This window comes from Patescibacteria group bacterium, from assembly GCA_041662665.1.
GTDB lineage: Bacteria > Patescibacteriota > JABMPQ01 > JABMPQ01 > JAQVVF01 > JAQVVF01.
Genome location: JBAZSC010000001.1, coordinates 333173 through 358807, shown reverse-complemented (window position 1 = coordinate 358807; position 25635 = coordinate 333173). Strand labels below are relative to the sequence as shown.

At 31.8% G+C, this 25635-nt stretch carries 30 protein-coding genes; 8 read left to right on the top strand and 22 right to left on the bottom strand.

The features are described from left to right. Nucleotides 1–8: 8 nt before the first annotated feature. The 3 genes from rpsB to WC663_01840 form a co-directional block, all read right to left on the bottom strand. Nucleotides 9–749: a 30S ribosomal protein S2 gene (gene rpsB, locus WC663_01850; protein MFA6296073.1), complete on the bottom strand. Its 741-nt coding sequence runs from the start codon at nucleotides 747–749 to the stop codon at nucleotides 9–11. Between the two features lie 350 nt (nucleotides 750–1099). Further along, nucleotides 1100–1561, bottom strand: a complete 462-nt coding sequence (locus WC663_01845; GenBank protein ID MFA6296072.1) for a hypothetical protein — start codon at nucleotides 1559–1561, stop codon at nucleotides 1100–1102. Between the two features lie 65 nt (nucleotides 1562–1626). Continuing rightward, nucleotides 1627–2343: a class I SAM-dependent methyltransferase gene (locus tag WC663_01840; GenBank protein ID MFA6296071.1), complete on the bottom strand. Its 717-nt coding sequence runs from the start codon at nucleotides 2341–2343 to the stop codon at nucleotides 1627–1629. Nucleotides 2344–2493: 150 nt separating this feature from the next. Here WC663_01840 and WC663_01835 point away from each other — a divergent pair, with 150 nt between their 5' ends. The 4 genes from WC663_01835 to prfA all read left to right on the top strand — a co-directional run bounded on the left by WC663_01835 (nucleotide 2494) and on the right by prfA (nucleotide 7263). After that, the gene (locus tag WC663_01835; GenBank protein MFA6296070.1) at nucleotides 2494–4101 is read left to right on the top strand and encodes a tRNA uridine(34) 5-carboxymethylaminomethyl modification radical SAM/GNAT enzyme Elp3; all 1608 of its coding nucleotides are present in this window, start codon (nucleotides 2494–2496) and stop codon (nucleotides 4099–4101) included. 124 nt (nucleotides 4102–4225) lie between these two features. Beyond that, complete coding sequence (gene prs / locus WC663_01830; protein ID MFA6296069.1) at nucleotides 4226–5380, top strand: ribose-phosphate diphosphokinase; 1155 nt, start codon at nucleotides 4226–4228, stop codon at nucleotides 5378–5380. Nucleotides 5381–5807: 427 nt separating this feature from the next. After that, entirely contained in the window at nucleotides 5808–6074 is a 267-nt protein-coding gene (gene rpmE / locus WC663_01825) for a 50S ribosomal protein L31 (protein ID MFA6296068.1), read from the top strand. Nucleotides 6075–6198: 124 nt separating this feature from the next. Then, nucleotides 6199–7263 carry a peptide chain release factor 1 gene (gene prfA, locus WC663_01820; GenBank protein ID MFA6296067.1) on the top strand — a complete coding sequence of 355 codons (1065 nt, stop codon included), beginning with the start codon at nucleotides 6199–6201 and terminating at the stop codon, nucleotides 7261–7263. A 66-nt stretch (nucleotides 7264–7329) separates the two neighbouring features. Here the strand turns inward: prfA and WC663_01815 are convergent, their stop codons facing one another. Then, complete coding sequence (locus WC663_01815; GenBank protein ID MFA6296066.1) at nucleotides 7330–7704, bottom strand: hypothetical protein; 375 nt, start codon at nucleotides 7702–7704, stop codon at nucleotides 7330–7332. A gap of 113 nt (nucleotides 7705–7817) precedes the next feature. Here WC663_01815 and WC663_01810 point away from each other — a divergent pair, with 113 nt between their 5' ends. Continuing rightward, nucleotides 7818–8987, top strand: a complete 1170-nt coding sequence (locus tag WC663_01810) for a mannosyltransferase family protein (protein ID MFA6296065.1) — start codon at nucleotides 7818–7820, stop codon at nucleotides 8985–8987. A 36-nt stretch (nucleotides 8988–9023) separates the two neighbouring features. Beyond that, the gene (prmC, locus tag WC663_01805) at nucleotides 9024–9896 is read left to right on the top strand and encodes a peptide chain release factor N(5)-glutamine methyltransferase (protein ID MFA6296064.1); all 873 of its coding nucleotides are present in this window, start codon (nucleotides 9024–9026) and stop codon (nucleotides 9894–9896) included. An 18-nt stretch (nucleotides 9897–9914) separates the two neighbouring features. Here the strand turns inward: prmC and WC663_01800 are convergent, their stop codons facing one another. The 18 genes from WC663_01800 to WC663_01715 all read right to left on the bottom strand — a co-directional run bounded on the left by WC663_01800 (nucleotide 9915) and on the right by WC663_01715 (nucleotide 24677). Next, nucleotides 9915–10841 (bottom strand): NYN domain-containing protein, encoded by a 927-nt coding sequence (locus WC663_01800; GenBank protein ID MFA6296063.1) that lies wholly within the window; start codon nucleotides 10839–10841, stop codon nucleotides 9915–9917. A 140-nt stretch (nucleotides 10842–10981) separates the two neighbouring features. Beyond that, nucleotides 10982–12184, bottom strand: coding sequence for a DUF3048 domain-containing protein (locus WC663_01795; protein MFA6296062.1), 1203 nt, complete (start codon nucleotides 12182–12184; stop codon nucleotides 10982–10984). A 17-nt stretch (nucleotides 12185–12201) separates the two neighbouring features. After that, nucleotides 12202–12786 carry a hypothetical protein gene (locus WC663_01790; protein MFA6296061.1) on the bottom strand — a complete coding sequence of 195 codons (585 nt, stop codon included), beginning with the start codon at nucleotides 12784–12786 and terminating at the stop codon, nucleotides 12202–12204. Between the two features lie 108 nt (nucleotides 12787–12894). Continuing rightward, complete coding sequence (locus WC663_01785) at nucleotides 12895–13332, bottom strand: carbonic anhydrase (protein ID MFA6296060.1); 438 nt, start codon at nucleotides 13330–13332, stop codon at nucleotides 12895–12897. 126 nt (nucleotides 13333–13458) lie between these two features. Continuing rightward, nucleotides 13459–13884: an ATP synthase F1 subunit epsilon gene (gene atpC / locus WC663_01780; protein ID MFA6296059.1), complete on the bottom strand. Its 426-nt coding sequence runs from the start codon at nucleotides 13882–13884 to the stop codon at nucleotides 13459–13461. Between the two features lie 121 nt (nucleotides 13885–14005). Beyond that, nucleotides 14006–15370 (bottom strand): F0F1 ATP synthase subunit beta, encoded by a 1365-nt coding sequence (gene atpD, locus WC663_01775; protein MFA6296058.1) that lies wholly within the window; start codon nucleotides 15368–15370, stop codon nucleotides 14006–14008. 118 nt (nucleotides 15371–15488) lie between these two features. Further along, nucleotides 15489–16403 carry an ATP synthase F1 subunit gamma gene (gene atpG, locus WC663_01770; protein MFA6296057.1) on the bottom strand — a complete coding sequence of 305 codons (915 nt, stop codon included), beginning with the start codon at nucleotides 16401–16403 and terminating at the stop codon, nucleotides 15489–15491. Between the two features lie 95 nt (nucleotides 16404–16498). Beyond that, nucleotides 16499–16867: a hypothetical protein gene (locus tag WC663_01765; GenBank protein ID MFA6296056.1), complete on the bottom strand. Its 369-nt coding sequence runs from the start codon at nucleotides 16865–16867 to the stop codon at nucleotides 16499–16501. 26 nt (nucleotides 16868–16893) lie between these two features. Continuing rightward, complete coding sequence (atpA, locus tag WC663_01760) at nucleotides 16894–18480, bottom strand: F0F1 ATP synthase subunit alpha (protein MFA6296055.1); 1587 nt, start codon at nucleotides 18478–18480, stop codon at nucleotides 16894–16896. A 99-nt stretch (nucleotides 18481–18579) separates the two neighbouring features. After that, nucleotides 18580–19119, bottom strand: a complete 540-nt coding sequence (gene atpH, locus WC663_01755; GenBank protein ID MFA6296054.1) for an ATP synthase F1 subunit delta — start codon at nucleotides 19117–19119, stop codon at nucleotides 18580–18582. An 11-nt stretch (nucleotides 19120–19130) separates the two neighbouring features. Next, complete coding sequence (gene atpF, locus WC663_01750; GenBank protein ID MFA6296053.1) at nucleotides 19131–19643, bottom strand: F0F1 ATP synthase subunit B; 513 nt, start codon at nucleotides 19641–19643, stop codon at nucleotides 19131–19133. Between the two features lie 110 nt (nucleotides 19644–19753). After that, nucleotides 19754–19981 carry an ATP synthase F0 subunit C gene (gene atpE, locus WC663_01745; protein MFA6296052.1) on the bottom strand — a complete coding sequence of 76 codons (228 nt, stop codon included), beginning with the start codon at nucleotides 19979–19981 and terminating at the stop codon, nucleotides 19754–19756. A gap of 151 nt (nucleotides 19982–20132) precedes the next feature. Next, nucleotides 20133–21050, bottom strand: a complete 918-nt coding sequence (atpB, locus tag WC663_01740) for a F0F1 ATP synthase subunit A (protein ID MFA6296051.1) — start codon at nucleotides 21048–21050, stop codon at nucleotides 20133–20135. A gap of 34 nt (nucleotides 21051–21084) precedes the next feature. Beyond that, nucleotides 21085–21345, bottom strand: coding sequence for an AtpZ/AtpI family protein (locus WC663_01735; GenBank protein ID MFA6296050.1), 261 nt, complete (start codon nucleotides 21343–21345; stop codon nucleotides 21085–21087). Nucleotides 21346–21395: 50 nt separating this feature from the next. Then, nucleotides 21396–22097, bottom strand: a complete 702-nt coding sequence (locus tag WC663_01730) for a 50S ribosomal protein L25 (GenBank protein MFA6296049.1) — start codon at nucleotides 22095–22097, stop codon at nucleotides 21396–21398. Between the two features lie 148 nt (nucleotides 22098–22245). Beyond that, the gene (locus WC663_01725) at nucleotides 22246–22581 is read right to left on the bottom strand and encodes a hypothetical protein (GenBank protein MFA6296048.1); all 336 of its coding nucleotides are present in this window, start codon (nucleotides 22579–22581) and stop codon (nucleotides 22246–22248) included. A 70-nt stretch (nucleotides 22582–22651) separates the two neighbouring features. Beyond that, the gene (rodA, locus tag WC663_01720) at nucleotides 22652–23752 is read right to left on the bottom strand and encodes a rod shape-determining protein RodA (protein MFA6296047.1); all 1101 of its coding nucleotides are present in this window, start codon (nucleotides 23750–23752) and stop codon (nucleotides 22652–22654) included. A gap of 79 nt (nucleotides 23753–23831) precedes the next feature. Continuing rightward, entirely contained in the window at nucleotides 23832–24677 is an 846-nt protein-coding gene (locus tag WC663_01715) for an FxLYD domain-containing protein (protein ID MFA6296046.1), read from the bottom strand. A gap of 171 nt (nucleotides 24678–24848) precedes the next feature. Here WC663_01715 and WC663_01710 point away from each other — a divergent pair, with 171 nt between their 5' ends. Together WC663_01710 and WC663_01705 are read left to right on the top strand one after the other, a co-directional pair. Beyond that, nucleotides 24849–25154: a hypothetical protein gene (locus WC663_01710; protein MFA6296045.1), complete on the top strand. Its 306-nt coding sequence runs from the start codon at nucleotides 24849–24851 to the stop codon at nucleotides 25152–25154. A 122-nt stretch (nucleotides 25155–25276) separates the two neighbouring features. Next, entirely contained in the window at nucleotides 25277–25576 is a 300-nt protein-coding gene (locus tag WC663_01705; protein ID MFA6296044.1) for a YtxH domain-containing protein, read from the top strand. The last annotated feature ends 59 nt before the right edge of the window (nucleotides 25577–25635 follow it).

The window sequence follows — 25635 nt, the reverse complement described above, 5'->3', positions numbered from 1 at the left end:
TTTATTATTTATCTCAAATTTTGTGGGCCTGTAACTTTTGTTACATTGCCTACTGTTGGCTTTTGTTCTTTATAATTTTCTTTAATGCATTCTGCAAATGTATTTGCCATTAAATCAATAACTTTGATAGCATCATCATTGCAAGGAACTGGATAATTGATGATTTCTGGATTGGCATTTGCATCAACTAATGCAACTGTTGGAAGATTGACAACTCTTGCTTCTTTAACTGCTGATTTGTTATCCATAACATCGATTAAAAATAAAGCTTCTGGCAATTTGTCTAAATTCTTCAAACCACCGATTTTGTTATTTAATTTTTCAATATCTTCAAGCATTAATTGCTTTTCATATTTTGTATAATTCTTTTCCATTTCACCAGTTTCTTTTTTTCTTTCCAATGTTCTTAATTTTTGAATTAAGTTGTGAATTGTTTTGAAATTTGTCAAAGTTCCGCCAAGCCATCTTGTTGTAACATAAGGCATATTGCAAGAAATTGCAGCTTTTTTAACAATATCTTTGCCTTGTCTTTTTGTGCAGATAAAAACAATTTTTCCGCCTTTTTTGGCAATTTCGGCAACATATTCTAATGCTTTTTCAAGCATTTCTTTTGTTTTGGAAAGGTTGATAATATAAATGCCTTCTTTTTTTGCAAAGACATATTGTTTCATTTTTGGATTCCATTTTGCTGCTTTGTGGCCAAAATGTGCACCTGCCTTTAGTAGCTCTTGAATCGTTGGGGTCTTCATAATTAGATTTGATTATATAATCTAGTACTTTGTATTATAACAAAAATAACAAAATAACTAAATTATAAATAACTAAAATTAATAACAAAATTAAAAAATTCGCCCATGGCGAACTAAGAAGATTTGTCCTTAGTCCGCCGTTTTCGTCATTCCACCATGCCACTCAATTTAACAAGATTTGTTAATGAGAGGAAGGCTGGTGGTCGGAAAACGTGTGGTGTATTAACAATTAACTTTTAACATTTAACAGTTAACTGTGAAGTGTTAATGGTTTACTGTTAGCAATATAACATGAGAAAAAAATTTTGGCAAGAGAAATAAAAAAGATCGGTAAACCGATCTGAAATGAGCTATTGCCTGGCACGAGCTCCGAAATAAATTTTCTGGTTTGGTTGAGCTTTGGGATCTTGATTATAGATAGAAACTTTGACGAATAGCCAACTATTACGACCAAGATTGAAGCAATTCCAGAGATTGATTTGAAGCTTACTTCGTTCTTTCTGATGCCTGTAAAATTGCAGATTGCCATCAGAAAATTCAGCCGTAACATCATAATTGTATGGCGCTTGGACAAGGAAAGTAAGCGTTGAGAAATTGGCTGCGATCGGAATGACAACACATTTTGGGATATTTTGGTTATCAATGTCAAAGTTGATGTAATTGCTCTGAGTACTAACGTAAGATGGGATAACTTGACAACCAGTTTTTTCCATTTCTACAACAATTTCTTTTGGAACAGTGAGTTGTTTTTGTGCAAAGGCATTGGAACTGAATATAATTGCAGAGAGAACAATCAGAACTGCTCTTCTCATCTCTTCCTCCTCCTTGACTGAATTAAGACTAATTATTTTATACAAAAATACTAATAATGTCAATACTATATTTTTTTAGCAATCGTAATTAGATTATATCCATTTCGCCAATTTGATTTTTCACCTTTTTTAACATAATACTGATCTTCTACTTTAAAACCAACTTCTTGCAATAAACTTGCCAATTCTTTTTTGGTGAAAGCATGATAATAACGATCAACAACGCCAAATCTTGCTTTCCATGGCATATAAACATCTTTCAAATCTAATTCTTTGTGCTTGCCAGCAATACTTAAAAATGAATATTTAATAGTTTGCCAAAAATATTTTGCTTGCCAAAGATTCCAATTAGTCATTAATAAATAACTATTTGGTTTTAAGATGTGATAAAAATCTCGCAAAACTTGCAAGCGGAATTCTTTAGATGGAATATGTTGCAAAGCAGCAATGCAAAAAATTATGTCAAAAGTTTCTGCTTCAAAATGTTGATCTAACAAATCCATTTGTCTGAAATTTCCAAATTGATATTTTGTTTTAGCTTCATTAATTAATGCCTCGCTATTATCAATACCTAAATATTTAATATTTTTATTTTTCAGTAATTGATAAAGACGTCCATTGCCACAGCCCGCATCAAGAACATTTTGATTTGGCTTTATAAATTTTACGAGATCTTCTAATTCTTGCCATGAAAAAGCACGAGTTGCGGAAAACTCTTTAGCCAAGGATTTGTAGTCCTGCTTGGTTTTATCTATTAATTTTTGAGCGTATTCTTTGTCCATAGTTTAAAATACGAGTTAGATTAGTTAGACTAATTAGATAAGTTAGATTAGTTAGACTAATTAGATAAGTTAGATTAGTTAGACTAATTAGATAAGTTAAATTAATTACCTTTGACAAAAATGGTTTATTATTATAATATAATTAGTCTTATGAAACCAGTTGAAGAACTTATAATTAAAACTTTGAAGCAAAAATCTTTTTTAAGATCCAAATTTGAATTGGAAAAAAGAAAGATTTCGAAAAAATATAAATGCAATTTACTAACTAATATTAATATTTTATCAGTTTATAGAAATTTAATCAAAGAGAAAAAGATTAAGCAAGACAAAAATTTTGAGGAATTATTAAAAAAACAAAAGACCAGAACATTATCTGGCATTGCTTCAATTGCAATTTTTACAAAGCCATACAAATGTCCTGGAAAATGTTTGTATTGTCCGAGTCAACCAAAAATGCCAAAAAGCTACTTGAATGATGAGCCAGCTGTAATGAGAGCAATTCTTTGTAATTACTCGCCAAAAAAACAGATTGAAACAAGATTAGAAGCATTAAATATTTGCGGACATAAAACTGATAAAATTGAGCTGATTATTATGGGAGGATCGTGGACTGCCCTACCAAAAAATTATCAAAATAATTTTGTGTTAAAATGTTTTAAAACGGCTAATCATTTTAATAAACAAAAAAACAATAAAACAAATAAACAAACGACTTTAACTGACGAACAAAAGCGAAATGAAAAAGCGAAACATAGAATTATTGGAATGACTCTTGAAACAAGACCTGATTTGATTGATGAGAAAGAAGTAATCAGAATGCGAAAACTTGGAGCTACCAGAATTGAACTAGGCGTGCAAAGTATTTATGATAATGTTTTAAAGTTCAATAATCGCGGACATTTGATTGATAAAACTATACAGGCAACACAATTGCTGAAAGATGCAGGTTTTAAAATCAATTATCACATGATGCCGAATTTACCAAAAAGTAATAATAATAAAGATTTGCAAATGTTTGAAGAATTATTTTCTGATTCTTCTTTTCAGCCTGATATGTTAAAAATTTATCCTTGTGTTTTGACGAAGAATTCTAAATTATATAAAGTTTGGAAAGCAGGAAAATATAAACCATACAGCGATAAAGAAATTGTTGAATTGCTAATTAAAATTAAACAAAAAATTCCAAAATATGTTAGAATAATGAGACTTGGTCGAGATATTCCGGCTCCAGATATTGTGGCTGGAAATAAAATGTCAAATATTAGACAAGTTGTTCATGCAAAAATGATTGAACAAAATTTGTTGTGCAAATGCATTCGATGTCGTGAAGTGAGAAATGGGAAATGGGAAATGGGAGATATAAAATTAACCAGGATGGATTATAATGCCTCAAATGGAAAAGAAATTTTTCTAAGCTATGAGGATGAAAAAAATAATAAAATATTAGCTTATCTTAGATTAAGAATTCCATCACAATATTTTACTCATGAAAAACATTATATTAATGTATTAAATAATTGTGCTATAATTAGAGAATTGAAAAGTTTAGGACAAATGGTTGAAATTGATAAGAAAAATTTGAAGGCTTCACAACACATGGGCTTAGGTAAAAGTTTGATGAAAGAAGCAGAAAAAATTGTTAAAAAAGAATTTAGATTAAACAAAATTGCAGTTATTTCTGGTGTCGGTGTTAGAGATTATTATCGAAAACAAGGATATAAATTTCAGGATAGCTACATGATTAAAAAAATAAAATAATTTTGTTCCTTAAAATTCAATCCGCCTTCGTCCTGCGGGACTACGGCGGACAATAAATTCTAGGTTGTTTCTTTTTTGATTGTTACAAAATAGGTAGATTATGAAATGAAGTTCATTCCGTTTAATGCAAGGAGAAATCCTTGCCAAGGAGGAGAGAATGACAGAAAAAAGTTTTGGAGTTCATTGCATCTTGCATCAAGAAAATTCGGCAGAAGGAATTTGTATGTTCTGCGATCAATGTTTTTGTTCGCAATGCCTGACAAAAATTGGAAAAAAATTTATTTGTCGCGATTGTGGCAAAACTCTCTATAGATCTGTTACTCCTCATCAATTAGCAATCTTTTCTGGCAGATCTAATGAGCTTTTGGCACAAAGAGTTTGTAATAAGCTGGGCGTTGAACTTGGAAAAATGAGATTTACTGATTTTGAAGGCAGTGAAATGAGACCTCAGTTTCTTGAGAACTTAAGAGGAAGAAGAGTCTTTATTATTCAGCCAACCGTTGCTAGCGAAGATGAACTTGGTGCAAAGGTTAGAGAAGAATTGCTAATAATGATAAGGGCCGCAAAACAAGCTTCAGCTCAAGAAGTTTGCGTAGTGATTCCTGATTTTGCTTATCAACGGCAAGAGAGAAAAACTCAACCAAGAATTGCTATTTCAGCAAGATTAATGATTGATTTGTTTGAAACAGCTGGTGCCGATAGATTTGTTTTTGTGGATCTGCATGCTGGTGCGATTCAAGGCTTTACGAACAAGCCGGTTGATCATCTTTGGGCAACACCATTGCTTTTGAAAGAAGCTTTTGCTGATTTGATCGATTCTAATCGAACTGTTTTTTTGACTGATGCAGGCTATGCCAAAGTAGTTGGCGCTTATGCTAGGAAATTCGGAGTTGGCTTTGCCGTTGCTCACAAGGAAGGTCGAGATACTACAGATGATAGAGTTGATCAGATAACGATTATTGGAAATGTATCTGGTAAAGTTGTTTTGATTATTGATGATATTGTGAAATCAGCTGGAACAATGATTAAAATGGGTCAAGCTTGCTTAAAAAATGGAGCAATAAAAGTTGTTGGAGGTGGGATCCATGGTGAATTGACAGAAGGAGCAGCAGAACGAATTCAACTATCTTGTCTAGATTTTCTAGCTGTTACTGATACTGTTCATATTCCAGAAAGAAAGTTACATGAAAAAATAAGAGTTGTGTCTGTTGATAAATTAATTGCTGATGCGATTAAGGCTATTTATGAGTATGGTTCTGTTTCTGCACTTTTTGACTAGATAACTGCTTTTTGGCAGTTTTTTTATTTACTCTTGCGATTCTTTGCATTTTTTGTATAATATAAATGTTCTTTTGGCAGAGGAAAAGGAGGAAAGGGATGGCATTGTGCAAAGTTTGTGGCAGTAACTCGGCAATGACATGTTCAATTTGTGGAAACGGTTTTCATTTTGAATGTGGCGTACAATTAAAAAACTTGGGCAATAAAATATTTTGTGGTGCATGTGTCGCAGATATGGCTGTGAAAGTTTCTCTTGTTACCCCTGAACAAGTACGATTGTACCTTGATAAAAAGAAATCAAGATCTTTCGGATTTTAAATCGCTTTGAAGCGGTTTTTTTATTTACTCTTGCATTTTTCTGTGTTTTGTGTATAATTGTTTTATAAATCTAAATTTTTATATTTTTAGGTTTTTATATTTTTAAGCTCATGAAAGAAAAAATCCATCCTAAATTTGGTCCTGCAACAATCAAATGTGCTTGCGGGAATACAATCAAAACAGCATCTACAATTCCGGAGATGCATGTTGAAATTTGCTCAGCTTGCCATCCAACATTTACTGGCAAAGCCAAATTTGTTGATACAGCTGGAATGCTTGACAAATTCAAGGCAAGACAAGAAAAATTCTTGAAATTTACACAAGACAAGAAAGAAAAAAAGCCAAGAATTAGAAAAGAAAAAGCAGCAAATAAATAGCGATTTTAAAGCAGAGTGTTTTTATTAATACTCTGTTTTTTGTTATAATTAATGTGTCACAAATCTTACACAGATACTTTACAGATGCACACAGAGACACAGATAAATAAAATAATTAAATTATATGGAAGAAAAATTAAAAAAGATTAAAGAAGAATATAATAAAATAAATCAAGAATTAAGCTCTCCTGAAATAGTTTCAGACAGTTTAAAATTGACAAAATTATCTAAAAGAGCTGCTGAATTAAGAGATACTGTTGATTTGATAAATAAATATGAGGAAATAACGAAACAAATTAAAGATAATGAAGAATTAATTAAGTCTGAAAATGATAAAGAATTGATTGAAATGGCAAATGAAGATTTAACTAATTTAAAAATAGAATTTGAAAAATTGAAGAAAGATTTAGAAGTTGAGCTATTGCCAAAAGATCCAAATGATTCAAAAAATGCGATTATGGAAATTCGAGCTGGAGCTGGTGGAGAGGAAGCTGCCTTATTTGCAGCAGAATTATTTAGAATGTATTCCAGATTTGCTGAAAAAAAAGGTTGGAAAATTGAGATAATGAATTCTAATCGAACAGGTATTGGAGGTTTTAAAGAAATTATTTTTGCGGTCAAAGGCGATAATGTTTATCGAGATTTAAAATATGAAAGTGGCGTTCATCGCGTTCAAAGAGTGCCAGTAACAGAAAAACAAGGTAGAATTCAAACATCAACTGTAACAATTGTTGTTTTGCCAGAAGTAGAAGAAGTTGAATTTAAAATAGAACCGAAAGATTTAAGAATTGATACTTTTTGTTCTCAAGGCGCTGGCGGACAAAGTGTTAATACAACTTATTCAGCAATTAGAATTACACACTTACCTACTGGCATTGTTGCTTCCTGCCAAGATGAAAGATCTCAACAAAAAAATAAAGCAAAAGCGATGAAAGTTTTGAGATCAAGAGTACTAGCACAACAGGAAGAAGAGAGAACAAAAAAAGCTGGAGCTGAAAGAAAAATGCAAATCGGAACTGGTGATCGATCAGAAAAAATTAGAACTTATAATTTTCCACAAGATAGAGTTACTGATCATAGAATCAAATTTACGACTAACGGTATACCCTATGTTTTGGGCGGTGACCTAGATCCAATAATTGATAAATTGAAAGAAGAAGATCAGCGTCTCAAAATGGGGATAAACTAATCTCACTAATGCCTTAAGGCCTCGAATTGCACCAATTTTTATAGAAAAAAAGAGCCACATTGGCCCTTACAAAGTACAAAAAACTGTTCCACTACATGTTACAAGCGTCGAAAGATAACCGTCAGAACCAACCCATCGTCCTGTTGCACGGTCGCAACATTCGCGCTTTGCAGAAAACTTGCAAAGAGGATATAATGGCTTGTCTCCATGACAACTATCAAAGAAATAGGTTTCTCGTCCGTGAATCGTACTCATCAATCCATGGGTAATGGGATCACAACAATCGCTAGTTTTTGCTTCTTCAACAATGAGCAAGCTTTTTTTTTCTTGTCCTTCATCAATCTTAAGACCTTGTGACGGGCATTGCTGTGGTTTGAGAGTACAACCAAAACCAAATCCAATGAGATTGAAGAAAATCACTGCTATTAGTGTTCTTCTCATCTTCTTTCCTCCTCTGCTGCAGCTGGATTGAACTTTTTTAATTATAGCATACAGCTATGTAAATGTCAAGTTTTTTACTAAACCGATTAAGTCAAAACATTTTTTTAAAATATATGAAACAAAAACTAACAAAAAAAGAAATCTGGAACATCATTCTGTTATTTATTGGTTGGCGTGTTGTTGTACAATTTATTGCTTTTCTTGGTAAATATAGACTTTTTTTATCAACAGATAATGCTTATGATCATTTAAGTCCTTGGTCTATTGATAAACTACCAGAATTTTTGCAGTATTTTGTAAAATGGGATTCTGGTTTTTATTTGGAAATTGCTAAATCTGGTTATTTTTTTGATCAAGCAAAAAATTTGTACAATACTGCTTTCTTCCCTCTTTATCCGTTGTTGATTAAAATATTTAGTTATGTTTTTCAATCTCAAGTAATTTCTGGAATAATCATTTCAACGCTAGCTACTTTTGGCGTTTGTTATTTTTTGTATAAGCTCGCTAAGATTGAATTGCAAGATAATAATTCTGCGCTAAAATCTGTTTTTTATTTTTTGATTTTTCCAACTGCGATTTTTCTGGCATCAATTTATACTGAATCATTATTTATATTTTTAGCTGTTGCTTGTTTGTATTTTGCGAGAACTAGAAGATTTGCGATTGCTTCAAGCTTTGGTTTTTTTGTAGCCACATGTCGTCCAATTGGCATTATCTTGTTTCTGGTTTTAATTTTAGAATATATTGAACAAAGAAAATTTAGTTTTAAAGAAATTAAATTAGATATTTTATGGACTTTGCTGGTGCCTGCTGGTCTTGCAAGTTATATGCTGTTTTTATGGATCAAATTTAAAAATGCTTTTTTATTTATGCAGGCGCAAACTGCTTGGGACAGAAAGATTGGATTTGATTTTTGGGGCATATGGATTGATCTGAAAAATCATGTCCACGATATTTTTCAACCTTCGCAAAATTTTGCTTTTTCTTTAAGAAATGATTTTGAATTTTTCTTTTTTATAACTTTTTTAATTTTATCTATTGTTGTATTTTTTAGATTAAGAAAGTCTTATGGATTATATTGTTTTTTGGCATTGTTAATTCCCTTCTTGACTGGATCGTTAATTTCTATGACCAGATTTACATTAGTTTTATTTCCAGTCTTTATTCTGCTTGCCAAATTTACAATAAAAAGAGAATGGTTAAATTATTTTATAATCATGCTATTTTCAATGATGTTAAGTTTGTTTACTGTAATGCTCGCGAACTGGTATTGGATCGGATAATGCGAATAATAAAATTAAAAATAACATAATAATAAAATGTCTATAAAAAATTTATTAAATAAATCGATAAAAGAATTAAAAGGCATTTCTTCTTCTCCAGATTTGGATTGCGAAATTTTGTTATCTTTTGTTTTGAAAAAAAATAAAGAATATTTATTTGCGAATTCTGAAATTGAATTAAACGAAAAACAAATTGAACAATTTAATCAGCTTTTAGAAAGAAGAAAGAAACATGAGCCAATTGCCTATATTATTAATAATAAAGAATTTTTCGGACTAAATTTTTACGTTGATAAACGAGTTTTAATTCCAAGACCTGAAACTGAAATACTCGTTGAAGAAGTAATTCGTGAACAAAAACTAAGACGCTCGGCTTTTTCCGGAGAAAGCCGAGCGTCTTCGAGACTTGAATTAAAAATTGCTGACGTCGGAACTGGATCTGGATGTATTGCTGTAAGCCTGGCTAAAAATTTGGAAAATGCTAAAATTTTTGCAATTGATTTATCTTATGATGCTCTAGAAGTTGCAAAAATAAATGTTGAAAAAAATAAAGCAAATGTTGAGTTATTGCAAGGAAATTTATTAGAACCATTACTTGAAAATAAAGTTGACATAATTTGCGCTAATTTACCATATATTACAGTTGAACAATTAGATTTAACTGAAGAAGATGTCAGAAAATTTGAACCAAAAACCGCTTTGATTGTAAAAGAAGAAACAACTTTGTATTCTGAATTACTAGATCAAGCGCCAAGATATCTGAATAAAAATGGCATTATATTTTTTGAGATTGATCCAGTTTTTAAAGACAAAATGATAAATCTGGTTAAAGAAAAAATGCCAGAAGCAAAATATGAAATCAAAAATGATTTAGGAGGATGTGAGAGAGTGATGATAATTTGGGTATAAAAAAAGATTAGAGTAGATCTAATCTTGCAAAAGAGCTTTGAGGACTTCAAGATGTACAGAATTGAGTGCGACGATTACAAACATATGAGTTGGATCTAGAACATAGAATTTGAAATCAGGTTTTGTTTGTCTGAGTAAAATGTTACAACCGATCAAATCATTTATCGCACCTCTAATTGCGCCTTCATCTGTTCGCTGAGCAAAAGTGAATTGACCCTGATGAGCTAGGTAATCTACAAGGTATTTGTAAGGATATTCTCCTTGAGGCATACTATTAATATTAATTACAGCATCTAGGGCAAGTCTTAACCTATCGTTTTTGTTGAGGCCAAGTTCTCTCACAGCTTTGTATAGGCTTTCTGGATCTGCAAATCTTTGGTTTAAGAATTCAGCCAAGGGATTATTCGGAGGGGCTGGTTCCTTATTTTCTGGCGTTTCTAGCTCACTTAGAAAAATGACATCATCCGCAATTTGTTCTAGTCTCCTATTACCTGCTGGATCATTCATGACAACAACAAGATTTTTACCTCGAAAACTAACTGCATTTGCAGACCTAAGAAAATTTGAATCATGGGAAGCGAGAACAAAGTGACTAATGTCAGGTCGAGTTTCAAGCAACGTATGGATATCAGTGATAATATTCTCATCCACTGTATCTTTCGGCTTTTCTCGACCATTTAGCTTTGGGCAATGAAAGATTTTACAACCCTGTTCATAGGCACGAAGAATGATTCCATAGTCTTTTGTTTTACCGGAGTTCGCAACAAAACAAACATCAGTATAAATTCCTGCATGCTCTATTCTACCAAGATCACGAAGCTTATTTAGTAATCTGGAAATTGAATCAGGAGTAAGAAAATCAAGCATATTATCAAAGTCGATAAAAAGAGCGATACGAGGTTGTGCGTCCTTTTCCATTCTGTCTTTCCTCCTTCCCTGGACCACGATAACAGTATTTTTGAGTATAACACTTAACATTATTTTTGTCAATTTTGTATCAAAAATCAAACTAAAAACCACGCTTAAAGCGTGGTTTTATATATTCGTGAGATTAGTGGTCTTAAGGCATTCGTGCAATTCGCGAATTACAGGACTTCGACACTGAAACCGTCAGGCACAACTGTGATCCAAGTCTGGCCGCGATTTAGTTTTATTTCTGAACCTGTAGAATCGTAGAATTTTGTTCTGTCAGTTCTGCTATTTTTCTTCCAAGCTCCTTCTACCATTTCGCCATCGCGGAAAACTTGAACCTTGCCCTCGCCCGTTACGACTAATTGCAATCTGCCATAATCATCCATAACTTGTTCTTTTGGAACATATTGAATTACAACATTTTTTGGAGCAATCTGGCTGTCATTGACTGCGTCTTTGTGCTCAACACCAATTGGATTGAAACGAAGATAAGTATTTGTTTCTGGATCATACTTGTATTCTACTGAATAATCGCCAGCAAAATTAATTTTAATATCTTGAATTGTTGTTGGACGATTTTCTTTTCTGATTTCATCTTTGAATTTCCAGGAATCATATTTTGGCTTGACTGTATCTAATTTTCGGTCACGCAAGGCTAAATTTAAAGTTTTTGTTGATGCAAAAAGATTATGAGGAGCTTCGCCTTCGCCTCTCCAGAAATATGGAGCGCCAGCGCCAATCTGATCTAGATCTTTGATGCCAAAACTTAGAATTGCATCAAGAGCTTCTTGAGAACCGCCGCAATGAGCATATAGCGCATCATATTCTGAAGCCCATTGCAAGTAATATGGGCGAGCTGATCTGACAGGATGAATTTCGTCGGCCTGATTTCCAGCATAAAGCGCCATGAATCTAGTAATATTACCTTCAACAACTGTTTCATAAACAACTTGAGCTTGGCTTAATGCGTGCTGTGGACGGACATCAACAAGATTTTCAATCATTACTGCTACAGGATATTTATTAGCATCAGCAGTTGGCACGATAACTCCATCAAGTCGTCTTGCCATTTCTTTTGGCTGATCTTTTGCCATCTTGAGCTGTTCTTGGAATGTTACTCCTTTGTCTTTTGTAATAAGCCAATAGATACCGAAACCAATTCCAATTAATAATAAAACTGCAACGATAATTCCGACAATTTGTGCCCAGCGATTGTCTTTGAAGAATTGAATAATCTTGTTTGGTTTTTTTACAACTTGATCTGATTTTTTAGGATCAGCTTTTTGATCAGATTTAATAACTTCTTTTGAATTTAAAGTTGGTTTCATTTGAAATGTTTTTCCTGATTTAATGTCTAAACTTGGTTTTTTGTCCATGTTTTAAAATTTATTAATTATTGTTTTAAAGCTATTTTTTTTACTTGTAATGCCAAACCATTGACTTTGCCTTTTACATTCTCTAAATCTGAAGCTAAGACATCAACATCGTCTTGTTCTGTTTTTGAGATTCTATAATCATCTCGTTCTAATTGTTCTAATTTGCTTGAAATACTTGTTAATCTTAATTCGATAATTTCTATTTTTTGTTTAATTTCAGATATCTCTACGTTCATATTGTCAAATCGTTTACTGATCTGCCTAAATTCTTTATCAATTTGTTCAAATTTTTTGTATACTAGTTTGAAATTTTCATCAACTTGATCAAAGCCTTTTTTGACAATTAAAGCTAAATTATCAATTTTGTTGTCCATCTTATTCTCAAATACACCTAGCTTCTTATCAACATTTTTCTGAAAAACGCCTAATTTTATATCAATATTTTTCTCAAATAGATCTAGCTTGTTATCAAAATTTTTTTCTAAAATACTAAGTTTTTGATCAAATTTATTTTCTGATTTTTCAAACTTTTGATCTAATTTTTTATCTCTTTTATCAAATTCTTCTTTAAGTATTTCTTTTAGGTCTTTTTTTGTTAACATAAAATTATCTTTGTAGATAAATTTAAAATAACATATTTATTACTTTTTGTCAGGTGTTAATAACCGCAAAGTTATAAGTTAACAGTTGACAGTTATAAGTTTCTGTAACTAGGCTTTCTCAAATATTATTTTTTTGTTTTTAAGATTTGCGAAATACAAAATTATTTCAATGCTTTTAAATTTCTTTGATAAAATGCTCTGCGCTTTTTTTAGATTTTTGAGATGAGCTTTTTTTTCTAATTCTGCATCATTGTTAAAAGCTTTTAATCCGCCATAAGCACCGCAATCAGCATGATCAATTAAAATAATTTTTTTAATGCCGTGCAATTTTGCTGAAATTTCTAATTGAGTCAAAGCTGTTTTTTTATTGGCCAAATCTTTTGGATCAGCAAAATTTTTTGAAGCGCCAGCCAAAACAATAATATCTGCTTTTTTTAATTTTAATTCTTGACTTAAGAATTTGATTACTGCATCTTTAAATCTAAAATCTATGCAAAATAATGCAGCTGCTTCGGCGTGATGTTCGTTGATAAAATTGTATGGCATAAAAATAAAATTACAAATCCCAAATCCCAAACAAATTACAAAAAACAAATTACAAAAGTTGACTGCGAAGGTTTGTGATTTGGAATTTGTGATTTGTTTGTTTTTTGGGATTTGTTATTTGGGATTTTAACGATAGGCTTTCTTTGATCTTCTTTTCTTGACAACCTTAAGTCTAGCCAATGAACGACGAACTTCAGCAGCTGCTTCTTCATATTCTTCTTTTTTCAAATCTTTCTTTGCCATTGTTTCTTTGGCTTTTTTTATCGCTTCTTCTGCTTTTTGTTCATCAATTTCTTCGGCGTGTTCGGCAGCATCAGCTAAAACAATTGCCTTATCTGGATTAATTTGCGCAAAACCTCCAGAACAAGCCAAAACCGTTTCTTCATTGCCTTGCTTAATTTTGATTTCTCCAGGAGCTAATGAGGTAACTAAATGGACATGGTTTGGCAAAATTCCGATCTCACCTTCTTCGGTTGGCAAAATAACGGAGTCAACTTCGTTATTAAAAACCTGCTTTTCTAAACTGATGATTTCTAAAATTAATTTAGACATTTTATAAAAAATTACAAATTTCAAATCCCAAACAAATTACAATATCCAAAATACAAATTACAAAAATTATTTTGTGGCTTGTTATTTGTAATTTGTTTGGAATTTGTAATTTGGGATTTAGCTATTTAACTTCCGAGATATCTCCTTTCATGTAAAACGCGTCTTCACTTTTCCCATCATGCTTGCCTTCCAAAATTTCTTTGAAACCTTTGACAGTATCTTCGCGAGAAACGTATTTTCCTGAAGTGCCTGTAAAAACTTCAGCAACGAACATTGGTTGTGATAAGAAACGTTGAATTCTTCTGGCACGATTAACAGTAATTTTATCTTCGTCAGATAATTCTTCCATACCTAAAATAGCAATAATATCTTGCAAATCTTTGTAACGCTGTAAAACTTTCTGAACATCGCGAGCAACTTTGTAATGTTCTTCACCAACAATCTTTGGATCCAAAACCGTTGAAGTTGAATCTAATGGATCTACTGCAGGATAAATACCTAACTCAGCTAAACTACGAGCCAATACAACTGTTGAATCCAAGTGCGAAAATGTTGTTGCTGGAGCTGGATCAGTTAAATCATCAGCAGGAACATAAACGGCTTGAACTGAAGTAATTGAACCTTTTTTAGTAGATGTAATTCTTTCTTGCAACTCGCCCATTTCAGTAGCAAGTGTTGGCTGATAACCTACAGCTGAAGGCATACGGCCCAACAAAGCAGAAACTTCAGAGCCAGCTTGGGTGAAACGGAAAATATTATCAATAAATAATAAAACATCTTTTCTTTGTTCGTCACGGAAATATTCAGCCATTGTTAAACCTGACAAAGCTACACGCTGTCTTGCACCTGGTGGCTCGTTCATTTGGCCGTAGACTAACGCTGTTTTGTCCAAAACTCCAGATTCTGACATTTCTTGGTATAGAGCTGTTCCTTCACGAGTTCTTTCACCGACACCAGTAAATACTGAATATCCGCCATGGACTTTGGCAATATTATGAATTAATTCCATAACGATAACGGTCTTGCCGACACCAGCACCGCCGAATAAACCGACTTTTCCACCTTTTACGAATGGAGCAATTAGATCGATAACTTTGATACCAGTTTCAAAAATTTCAGCTTTTGTTTCTTGTTCAACAAATTTTGGAGCATGGCGATGAATTGGCATTTTCTTTTCTGCTTGGACTTCTCCTTTATTGTCTACTGATTCGCCCAAAACATTAAAAACGCGACCTAAAGTTTTGTCGCCAACTGGCACCTTGATTGCATCGCCTGTATCAATAACTTCAGTATTTCTTTTCAATCCATCAGTTGATCCCATGGCAACTGCGCGGATTGTTTTTCCGCCTAAATGCTGTTGAGTTTCAAGAATTAATTTCCTGTTTTCTAAAGCAACTTCCAAAGCATTATAAATTTTTGGCAAGTCGCCTTCAAATTCAACATCAACGACTGGACCGATGATTGAAACTATTTTTCCTTTAGACATATTTTTGATAATTAATGTTTAAATTATAATTTCTTAATTTCCGAATTTCTTAATATCTCATTATTTAAACACGAAGATATTCGGAAATTCGGATATTAAGATATTAGTGACTAACACATCATTTCTTCAATGCCTCGGCACCAGCAGTGATTTCTGATAATTCGCGAGTAATGTTTGCTTGGCGAGCTTGATTATATGTGAAGCTTAAATCTGCAATCATGTCTTTTGCATTTTCAGACGCATTTTGCATGGCAACCATTCTGGCAGAATGTTCTGAAGCATTTGATTCAACAATTGCTTGATAAACTTGCATATCAACTAATCTTGGCAATAAAGTTGCTAAAATTTGTCTGGCTGATGGTTCAAAAAGGTAATCTGCTTTTGATTTATTTAAAATCTTTTCTTCAATTTTTTCTTCTTCTTTTTTACCAGCTTTTGTCAGGTCAATCAATTTGTCTTTTTCGAATGGCAAAATCTGTTGTTCTCGAGCTTCTTGCTTCAGAGTCGAAACATATTCGGTAAAAATAATATTAACTTGATCGTATTTCGAATTCGTAAAATTATTGATTGGAATTTGGGCAATGGAAGTGGCATCAGTAATTTTAATTTTATCGCCAATTTTTTCATATTCAGCAATAATATTGCCAATTTTTTTAGCAAAATCAATTCCCTTTTTGCCAACACAAATAAAATCTAATTCTTTGTTTTCTTTTTTGGCTTTGTCTAAAAATTTTAAAACTTTTTTGAAAAGATTTGAATTTAATCCGCCACAAAGACCTTTGTCAGGAGAAATAATAATCAACAATATTTTTTTAACATCTCTTTTATTCAATAATGGATGAGCTCCTTTTTGCATATTTTCTGATATGCTTCCTAAAACTTCTAGTGCAGTATTTGCATAATATCGAGTACGCAAAGCAGCCACTTGCGCTTTTTTCATCTTAGCAGCAGAAACCATCTGCATTGCTTTGGTGATCTGGCGAGTGTTATTAATTGATTTTATTCTTCTTTTGATATCTCTAGTTGAGGCCATATTATTATAAAAATTCCAAACTATAAATCCTAAACCCTAAATAAATTTAAAATACAAATTTTTAATTTCTTAAAACCTTTATTTTAAGAAATAAATTAATTACTCTGCTGATCGCTAACACTAGTTGCTAACTCCGTAAGATATTTTTCTTGTTCTTCTAAATATTGAAGTAATCTTTCTTGATTTTCTTTTTCCTTTTTGGATACTTCTAATAATTCTTTCAAGCCATCAATGGAACGTTGCTGATAATCTGAAAATCTTTCTTTGCCTTTTTCTGTATTAATAGAAAGCTCACTACCAGATTCTAACATTTGTTGCATTTCATTTTGGGTCTCTTCAATTTTTTGCAATACTCCATCTATTTGCTCACGAAAAACCTCTATCCATTTTTTGCATTCCAGAATCTTTTTTCTATTTTCTGAGTATATTTCTTTAGGTAATTCTTTTGGTTCTCCTTCTCCCATATTTTTTTAGCTATTTTTTAAAAAAATTATTTTTTCTCATCTTGCTTTTCTTCCTTGTCCGCCGAAGCATCAGCGGAGGCGGATTCTTTTACAACAAACCATTCTTTTGGAACAACATTCTTTTTGAAATCTTCAATTGCAGAAATTAATTCTGGTTCAACAGTATCGAAATCTTTTGTTTCTTCAATCTTTTTTAATAATTCTTTTCTTTCATTATTGAAATTTTCATGCAATTTACTTTCAAATTCAGCGACTTTTTCAACCTTAATATCATCCAATAAACCTTTTGTGGCAGCAAAAATAATTGTAACTTGATTGCCAACTGAAAGCGGACTATATTGTCCTTGCTTCAAAATTTCTGTAACTCTTTTACCTCGCTCTAATTTGTTTTGTGTTTCTTTGTCTAATTCAGAACCAAATTGAGCAAAAGCAGCTAATTCTCTAAATTGAGCCAAGTCCAATCTGATTTTGCCAGCAACTTTTTTCATGGCTTTTGTTTGAGCAGCTGAACCGACACGTGAAACTGAAAGACCTGGATTTACAGCTGGACGTGTACCTGCATAAAATAGATCTGATTCCAAAATAATCTGGCCATCAGTAATAGAAATAACGTTTGTAGGAATATAAGCAGACATATCACCAGCTTGAGTTTCAATGATTGGAAGAGCCGTTAATGAGCCTCCGCCTAATTTTTCATTAAGACGAGCTGCTCTTTCCAAAAGTCTGGAGTGAAGATAAAAAATATCGCCTGGATAAGCTTCGCGACCTGGTGGACGTCTAAGTAATAATGAAATCTGACGATAAGCCCAAGCATGCTTGGATAAATCATCATAAATAATTAAAGCATCTTTTTTGTTATCCATAAAATACTCGCCCATTGCGCAACCTGTGTATGGTGCAATATACCATAATGGAGCTGGATCAGATGCACCAGCAACAACAACAATTGTGTGCTCCATAGCACCATTCTTTTCTAACTCGTTAACAATTCTAGCAATCTTCGATTCTTTCTGGCCGATAGCAACATAGATACAAATCAAATTTTTTCCTTTTTGATTAATAATTGTATCCAAAGCAATAGCTGTCTTTCCAGTTTGACGATCACCAATAATTAATTCTCTTTGTCCTCGACCAACAGGAATCATTGAATCAATAGCTTTAATACCAGTTTGAACTGGGGTATCAACATTTTGTCTGGCCAAAACGCCAGGAGCAATTTTTTCAATTGGATAATTCTTATCTGCTTTAATCTCACCTTTGCCATCAATTGGCTCGCCTAATGCATTAACAACACGACCGACTAAATTATTGCCGACGTTAACTTCAAGAATTCTACCAGTTGATTTTACAGTATCGCCTTCTTTAATCTTTAGATAATCTCCCAAAATAATGACACCAACATTATCTTCTTCCAAGTTCAAAGCAACACCAAAAACTGATTCATTTTCAGATGTTACAAATTCAAGCATTTCTAAACTTGCACAGTCGGAAAGGCCATAAACTTGAGCAATGCCATCACCGATTTTTGTGACAATGCCAATTTTATCTAATTTAGTTTTCGCTTCAAAAGATTTAATCTTGTCTTTTAATGATTCTAATATTGTTTCTGCCATAAATTTAAAGTGTTAGATTAGTTACTTATTTTAGATACTTAGGGCTTGGGTACTTAGGAACCTAGGGAAATGAAACCTAAGTACCTAAGAAACTAAGCCCTAGTCAACTATTGAATGTCTTAAATTGTTGATTTTGCCTAAAAGACTGGCATCGATCATTTGGTCTTTAGTTTGGATAACTAAGCCGCCTAAAATATTTGGATCGACAGTAATATTTAAATTAATTTTTTTGTTAGTTTGAGAAGCTAATTTTTCTTTGATCTGGGTTTCTTCTTCTTTTGTCAAAGGAATTGCAGAAACAATTTTGGCGTCAATAACATTCTGTCTTTCCTTAATCAATTTCTCTAAATATAATTGAGCTGATTCTAAAACTTCTAATTCATTCTTTTTCAAAAAAATGTAAATAAAATTATGGGTATAAGTTGATAATTGATCCTGGAATAAATCTTTAATAGTTGCTTTTTTATCAGCAATATTTTCAATTGGATTAGAAAGATATTTTTTTAATTTCAAATCTTCGGATACTTTGGCAATAAAAAGTTGTAATTCTAAATTTATCTTATCCAAAATATTTTCTTGCTTGGCAAGACTGTAAAATGCTTCGACATATTGTTTAATTTCTAATAAACCTTTTTGCACAAATTTTTTCTTTAAGACTTAATTTTAAAATTGTCAATTTCTTGGATTGCTTCACCGATTAATTCACGTTGCCTTTGTTCATCTAAGCCCTTCTTTAGAACTGTCTGAGTAGCAAGCATTGTAAGATCAGCAGCTTGTTTTTTTACATCACTTAACATTTTTTCTTTTTCGCCTTTCATCTCATCAGTTGCTTTTTTTATAACTCTTTTTGCATCATCATCTGATTTTGTCAAAATATCTTTTCTGACCATTTCCGCATCTTTTTTGGCTTGATCAAGAATTTTGGAAGCTTGCTTTTTTGCCTCTTCCTGCTTTTCTAATTTCATTTTTTCAGCATTCTGCAATTGTTGTTCAATATCTTTTGCTTGTTGCATGCTTTCTTCAACTTTCTTTTTTCTGTCATCAAGCATTTTTAAAATAGGTTTGTATAAAAATCTTTTTAATAAAAACATTAATATTAAAAAATTAATGATTTGTGCTACTAATAGTAATGGCTTGATACCTAGTTGAGTAAAGACTTCCATATTTTTAAAAAATTAAAAAGTAAAAATGAAAAATTAAAAATATTCAACGCAATTCTTACAAATTTGCACAAGTAACTAATCTTGTTACTTGTGCTGATCTGTAAAACTTACTAAACGAATTTGATAATCAATGCAACAACTAATGCATAAATAGCGATGGCTTCAGTGAAAGCCATAGCTAGAATCATAGCTGTTTGAATTTTTGGAGCTGCTTCAGGATTGCGACCAATCGCTTGCAAACCTTTTCCAGCCAATAATCCGATACCCAATGCTGGGCCTACTGCGCCGATGGCAATTGTAATGCCAGCGAACACGACCTTTGCTACTGCTAAATCCATGTTATTGTCTAACAGCCATGCTTACGACTAAAAGTTTTTGTTTTGAGTCGGCAATTGACTGCTAGGAATTAATAATTGGTAAACCGTAATTAGTAACAAAAAACTTTTAATGGTTGCTAGTTACTAATTACTGATTGCTAATTACTTGGAATCAATGTTCTTCAGCTGTTGCAGCCATTGTAAGAAAAACTAAGGTCAACATTGAAAAAATCAAAGCTTGAATGAAGCCAACAAATAATTCCATTCCCATAAAAGGAATTGGAACTAAATACGGAACTAAAAATGAAATAACAATCAATAAGACTTCACCAGCAAAAATATTGCCAAAGAGACGAAGAGAGAATGAAAGTAATTTTGAAAATTCTGAGACAAGCTCAAGCAATCCAACAGCAAACTGAATTGGGCCAGAAAAATTAAAGAATTTTTTTGAATAATTTCTAAAGCCAACCAAGACAACTCCAAAAACTTGAATACTAACAACAGCAATTATAGCTAACGCTAAAGTGAAGTTTAAATCAGAACTTGGAGAACGAAGAAAAGGAATAATGTGCTCTTCTGCTTTTGATTCTGTTGCACCTTCGGCATCTTCCTCTCCTGGCTTTGATTCAATATTTAAAGTATCAGCTTTTTCAGCATTCTCGTATGCATTGATTGATTCTGGTCCTTCATTTTTACTGGCTTTGACAATAGCAATTAAACTTGGCAAGCCAGAGCTAACTGTTTTTTCAGCTGTAACCTCGTGCTGTGGTTTTAAACCAATACTATCTAATCCTGGTAAAGCTTCAGTCCAATTAGACATTATTACAAATAAAAAGATAGTTGCAACAAGTGGAAAAAACTTGCGAGTCAATTTTTCGCTTTGAGTGATTGTATTAAAAAGCTTGAAAAGCATTTCGATAACTGTTTCCATCAAATTTTGTAAACCAGTTGGAACAAGCTTCATGTTTCTAGTCGCTAAAATTGAAACAATAACCAAAACAGCCATTACAATCCAAGAAACAATTAGAGTATTAGTAATAGGAAAACCTCCGATATGAAATAATTCTTCTGCGACTAAAGATATCTTCATATATTTATCTGGAACAAAATTTCTTGTTCCCTATTTATTTTTTATCTTTAGGATTATTATCTTTTTTAGATATTTCCAAAAAAGGTAAAATTGCTTTATAGATACCGATTGTCGAGATAACTATCGAGAGAATAACACCAATAAAAATGAATAATGGTGATGTCTTGAACCGATTATCAAGAAAAATGCCAATCAGTAAAAAAATTATTAAAGGAATTATAATCGTATAGCCAAACTGTAATGAAAGCCGAATAGCAGAAAATTCTTTCGGTGTGATTATTTGTTTTTGAGGCATCTTTTATAAAAATAAAGGCAAAAACCATGATCTGGCTTTTGCCTTTTTAATTATTCTTTTTTAGCTTCTTTTTTTTCTGGAACAGCTTTGCTTTCTGTTTCTGTAGCTTCTTCTTTTGCTTCTGGCTCTTCCTTTTTAACACCTTCTACTTTTTCAACATCTTCTTCAACATCTTCTTTTAAAGATTCAAGCTCTGCTTCTGAACGAGGAGGAGTTACTGTTGCGACAACTTCTTCTTGATCTAATGCTGTATGAACATCTTGAGGAAGAGGAAGATCTTTTATTTTAATAACGTCTTCAAATGTGTTAAGAGATGAAATATCAACGATTATTTCTTTTGGCAAATTAGCTGGCAAACATTCAACTTCAATTTCATTGATATTTTTGACTAAAATACCTTCTAAATCTTTAACAGCTTTTGATAGACCGATAAATTTTAATTCAACATTTGCAGTGATTTTTTGATTCATGTCAACTCTTAAAAAGTCAATATGAATAACAGTATCTTTGATCGGATCAAATTGAACATCCTTAATAAGAGCGTTTTCTTTTTTGCCATCAATATCCAAAGCAATAATTGTACTCTCGCCTTCTTCTTTATAAATCTTAACGAAATTATTGTATTTTAGCTCAATGTGTAATGGTTTGAAATTTTTTCCATACAAAACAGCTGGAATCATCTTGTTTTTTCTAGATTCATTCAAAGATTTTTTTAGGTCTCTGGTCTTTGCTTCTAATTTTGGTTCTGACATAGATTAGTAAACAGTTAACAGTTAACAGTTAACAGAATTAGTTTAACTTAAGAACCGCTAACAATTATAAATTTAATAAAAATAAAAAGACTATTTTTCGCAAAATCAATCATGAATAAGTATAGCATCTTTATTTTTTTTGGCAATACTAATTTTTAAATTTATATTTTGTTTTTGATAGATCTTGATATGCACAAATAATGTCATCAGAATTTATTTCACTTGCCTTTTTGAATCTTAAGACATCTTCATATGTTAAATCAGTAACTAGGCCAATAGAACTAATACCCATCGGATTAGCTATTAAACTCGCTAAAACTGAACATTTGCACTTTTGGCAATAAGCATGTAAAAGGAAAGAATCCTTTTTTTCAGAAATAATTCTGGCTTGATCAATACTGAATTTTGTATTACAAAATGGACAAATGGATAACCATTTGACTTTATCTAAAAATGATGATTCTTTTTTAGAGTTATTTAGCATAAATAAAAATCGGTTAAACTAGAAGTTCCCATAACAATTTAATAATAAAACAATAAAACAATTTTGACAACTATTTGAATTCTAGTCCTTTAATTCTTACAAAGATGCTTTGAACGATTCCTAATGAAATCATGCTGGCAATCATGGCGCTACCTCCATAGCTAACTAATGGCAATGGAACTCCAGCAATTGGCATTATACTTAAATTCATTCCAATATTAACAAGAATCTGAAAAGTGAAACCAATTGCAATACCACAACAAACCATTAATCCAAATTCATCGCGCGCTTTCATAGCTGTTCTTAGAATTCTAAAGATAAGTACGAAAAATAAAACTAATAAAAATGCGCTGCCAATAAAACCAAGTTCTTCGCAAATTACAGCATAAATAAAATCGGTATGCTGGGCTGGCAAAAATTTTAATTGACTTTGACTGCCATGGCCTAAACCTTGACCAGACAATTCACCTGAACCAATGGCAATTTTGGCTTGAATCATGTTATAACCTTGACCTAATGGATCATTTTCAGGATTAATAAAACTAGTAATTCTATTTTTTTGATAATCATATAAAAAGAAATTCCAGACAATAGATGCGAGTGCAAGACCAATAATGGCAATTGTCATAACATAAGAACGTTTTAACCCAGAAATCAACAACATGCCAAACCAAATAACAACCAGAACTAATGCTGAACCCATATCAGGTTGCAACATAATTAAGAAGGAAGGAATAGCCATGATAATTCCGGAAACAATTACATGTTTCAAAATACTTTGTTTTTTTGCATAGACAAAATATCGAGCTAAAATAATAATCAAGGCAATTTTTATAAACTCTGCTGGCTGAAACTGAAAGAATCCGAGATTAAACCAGCCTTTTGTACCTTGAAAAATTGTACCGAAAAAAAGTACTAAAACTAATGAAATTGTGAAAAAGGCATAAAGAATATATGCATAGCTTTGAAAAATTCGATAATCTAATATTATTAATATAAAAAATAAGACTAGGCCTAAGATCACTGCAATAATTTGCTTAATAACAAAATCCTGCAATCCTTGCTGATAAGTAGTGCTAATAATTGCTGCTAAACCTAAAATCGCCAATAAAATCATTGACGAAAATAAAAACCAATCAAGTTTTTTAAAAATTTGGAGAAACTTGAGCACGATTCAACAGTTAACAATTAACAATCAACAGTTAACACCAGCTGTTAAAAGTTAAAGGTTAAAGGTTAATTGTTAATGGTTAATATTCCAGCATCTGTCCTTGACTGTAAATATCTAAGAATGGCTGAGAATTAAATGGATTAACGTATGGTTCAACTACTATTTTGGGATTTTTAACATTGAGATCTTTGCGCCAGAAAACTGTAAAATCTCTTTTTTGATTTGGAGTCAAATCATTGACAGTTGTATAATTATAGCCAACTAATTTATTTTCTTCATAAACTAAGACATTAATCATAATTTCAGGAAAACCAAAAAGTGTTTGATTGACAATTGTGCCAGTAACTTTGCTTTTGTTATCCGCGACCTGATAAGCTAAATTTTCGGTTGTAAAATTTAATGCTGGCGATTCAGTTAATTTTTGAACTTCTTTAATTTGTAAATCAGTTGTAACTGAGGCTGCTGCTGCTGTAGTATCAATTCCAAGTTCAATAATTGATTTTTCTTGATTTGGCAAAATGTAGGTTACTCCTGTTCTTTCGCCAACAACACTTTTGTCAGCTCCTTTCAACGAAATTTTATAATCTAATTTTGACACTCCCCAATTCTGGTCAGAATCAACAACTCTAAGAAAAGCATCATATTTATTTTCACTTTCTTTTATAATGTCAACTTGTTTGGTAGTGATTGCAAAACCTGCTGGAGGAGCTTCAACAGTTTGATTGATTGCCTGATTTTCGATTGGTTTGTTTTGGCGATAGACTAGAAAACCAATTGTTGCCGAAACAATTAAAACAACTACAACAATTATTGCTATCATAACAGTTTTTTCATATTTCAAAATCATTCTTTTTCGATCAAAATCTTTTGAAACTTGCTTTTGTTCATATTCTATATATTCTTCATGTGGAATTTGTTTGGCCATAATTTTTGTTTATATTTATTTTGATTTTAAAATAACATAATTTTACATAAAAAACAATAAAACAAAAAAACAATAAAACAATCTCGGGTTATCAACAGTTGTTGACTATATTTAATCATGTTATTATATATGTAATAAATGTTTTATTAAAACAAATTAACAATTAAACACATGTTAGAAACAAGCAACGACATTTTGCTTATTGCGTCGAGCATAGCAATTTTGGCATTTACAGGATTCTTGTGTCATCTTGTATTCAATCTTACAAAGATTGTCCAAGAATCAAAAAAAACTGTTGAAGATGTCAACAGAAAATTAAACGAAATTGATCCAATGGTTCGCGATTTGACAACTACAGTTAATGGTTTAACAACAACGATCCAAGATATCAATAACAATTTATTAAAACCAATTGCATCTGTTTCGCAAGTTTTTAAAAAAGTTAGAAATATCGTAGGAGCTTTTAAACAAGAATAAATTACTAAATTTCTAATTTTCAATTTCTAATTTTTTAACAAACATTAAATTGAATTGAAAATTAATTAATTAGAAATTAGATAGAAATTATTAATTAGAATTTAAAAATTAAAACAAACATTATGTCATGCAACAATTGCAACGGTGGCAGTTTAATCGGAGGAATCGTTTTAGGCGCTTTAATTGGAGCTGCCTTAGGAATTTTATATGCGCCAAAATCAGGAAAAGAAACTAGAGAAGATATTAAGAAAAAAGCTAATGAATGGAAAGAAGCTGGAATGGAAAAAGCTGATGAATTAAAAGAAGCAGGCATGAAAAAAGCGCAAGAAATTTCAGAGCAAACAAAAACTGGAGTAAATGAATTTAAAAAAAGAGCTAGAAGAGTTGTAAAAGAAATTAGCAAACCTATCGAAAATTCCTAGTTTATAAAGTTTATAAAAAATTTAAATTTTGTTCTCAAATAATTTTTTAGTACAAACTT